The 2,248-nt window shown below is 44.1% G+C and carries 3 protein-coding genes; 2 read left to right on the top strand and 1 reads right to left on the bottom strand.

Translation table 11 applies throughout. The features are described 5' to 3' along the window. Positions 1-353 (top strand): bile acid:sodium symporter (locus QZ562_RS20985; RefSeq protein WP_293764652.1); only part of this gene is annotated, 353 nt, incomplete at its 5' end. Between the two features lie 132 nt (positions 354-485). Continuing rightward, complete coding sequence (locus QZ562_RS20980; protein ID WP_293764649.1) at positions 486-2,096, top strand: IS1634 family transposase; 1,611 nt, start codon at positions 486-488, stop codon at positions 2,094-2,096. Here the strand turns inward: QZ562_RS20980 and QZ562_RS20975 are convergent. Beyond that, positions 2,064-2,248: DUF2959 family protein (locus QZ562_RS20975; RefSeq protein ID WP_293764646.1), on the bottom strand; the 185-nt coding region annotated here is incomplete at its 5' end. The genes QZ562_RS20980 and QZ562_RS20975 overlap by 33 nt on opposite strands.

Genomic DNA, 2,248 nt, shown 5'->3' with positions numbered 1-2,248 from the left:
TTATTTTTTGGATGGTGAAATACATGAGCATAAAAGATATTGTGCACATTGGTAAGATGCCAAAAGGTGTAATGATTGGCTTAATTTGTCAGTTTTCAATTATGCCAGTAATTGGTTTTGGAGTGGCTACGGCCTCCGGACTGCCTCCTGAACTCGCTGCGGGCATTATCTTAGTGGGTTGTTCACCCAGTGGATTAGCGTCAAACGTGATGGCCTATATTTCAGGGGCTAACTTGGCATTATCGCTGACTCTTACCGCCGTATCCACCTTACTCGCACCTATCATTACACCCTTTTACATGTCGCTATTTGCCGATCAATTTGTACCAATAGATCTGTCATTCCGCACATAATTTAGAAATAACATATCGAGCATTTATTGACCGGTATGGCCGCTATTTTATCTTTTTTACATGATTATTCAAAAATAGGTTGACGGCGATCTCCGATCTTGATCTATTACTCTCTTTTGCGAGTGAATTTTCATGTCATCACCTGTTTATACGTCTAAAAGATTGGATCATCTTGGCTTGGTTGCTGGGTTTTGCCAGGAAATTGACCTGGCCGCTACCATTGATAAAGTACTGGGTACTTCTGAGCGCAGACAAGTGAGCTATGGTCAGATTTTTACTGCTATGCTGTTGAATGGTCTGGGGTTTACCGGCCGAACTTTGCATATGTATAGTGAGTTTTTTGATGATAAACCGGTTTCCCGCCTGATTGGCGAAGGAATTGATGCATCACATATCAACGATGATGCATTGGGTCGTTGCCTTGATGCGCTCTATGATGCAGGCGTTTCCGGTTTGTACCAGCAAATTGCCGAAAAGGTCGTTGACCACCTCAAACTCCCCTGCGAATTCACCCATTTAGATTCAACTAGCTTTCATTACGATGGCAAGGCCAACTCGGATGAAGAAGAGCCTACCGCCATTCACATTACCAAAGGGTATTCCCGTGATCACCGCCCGGAGCTTAATCAGGTTGTACTTAACTTGATATGCGAAAATCGTTCTGGGATCCCCGTTTATATGCAGGCACAAAGCGGCAATGTCAACGACGTAGAGGGATTTAAAAAGATAGTGAAATCTCATATCAGCAGTCTTAAAGCCGCCCAGAAATGCCGCTATTTAGTAGCTGATGCCGCCTTATATGTTAAGGAAACTATCGTTGAATTGGATGCACTGTCTCAATTGTTTATTACCCGCGTGCCACAAAAGCTCAAAGAAACCAAAACATTGATACAAAGTGTAAGCTTACTGAACTTTGAATCCATTTGTGATGGTTACCAGGGTGTCTGGCACACAAGTCATTATGGTGATGTTGAGCAAAAATGGTTACTGGTGCGCAGTGAGCAAGCGACGAAACGAGAGCATCATACGCTAAATTCTCGGATGTTGAAGCAGGCAGAGGGGAGTCGCAAAACCTTCAAGAAATTGTGCCAGCAAGCGTTTGCTTGTCGCACAGATGCCCATGCAGCGATTGAGCAATGGCAGGAAAAACAAGCCACACTGGCAGTTGAAGCCACAGTGTTTGAAGTACCCGTTTACGAAGGCAAGGGGCGACCTGGTACAAATCAACAACCCGTTCGCACGTATTATCAAATCAGCGGTGCGCTATATACGCCATTGGAAAAGCGCGAGGAAGCCACCCAACAGCTTGGTCTGTTTATCCTTGCGACCAATGATGTTAACGGATCACTGAGCATGGCCGACATGCTAAGTACCTACAAATCCCAGCAAGCCGTTGAAAAAGGTTTCAGGTTCCTTAAAAGCCCCGATTTTTTGACGTCGGCATTTTATGTCAAAAAGCCGGAGCGTATAGAAGCGCTGCTGATGGTCATGACGACGTGTTTAATGGTCTATGCGGCATTGGAGCATACGATCCGTGAGCAATTAAAAGGGCAGGATGAATACTTCCCTGATATGAAAAAGAAGCCCACGCAAACACCAACGGCTCGTTGGGTATTTCAATGTTTTGCAGGTATTGAGCTACTGACGATAAATGGGCAGCAAACGCTGTTACTAAATATGAAAGACAGACAAACCATCATCATTAAAATTTTAGGGATAAATTACCAGAGAATATATTCTTAAAATGCTGCGGAATGTCAGTTGGTACCGGCGTTGGGTGTCTTTTAGTTTACGTTGGCTATCTCGTTTGAGTGTTGCATTGGTGTATTTTTGCAGTTCTTGCTGCCATTCATCGAATAGTGCCTCTGCAACACTTTCGACCTTATCAATTCGAG

Source organism: uncultured Paraglaciecola sp. (genome assembly GCF_913058035.1).
GTDB lineage: Bacteria > Pseudomonadota > Gammaproteobacteria > Enterobacterales > Alteromonadaceae > Paraglaciecola.
Note: the sequence above shows the minus strand (reverse complement) of the source record. Positions and strands in the feature narration are given on the sequence as shown.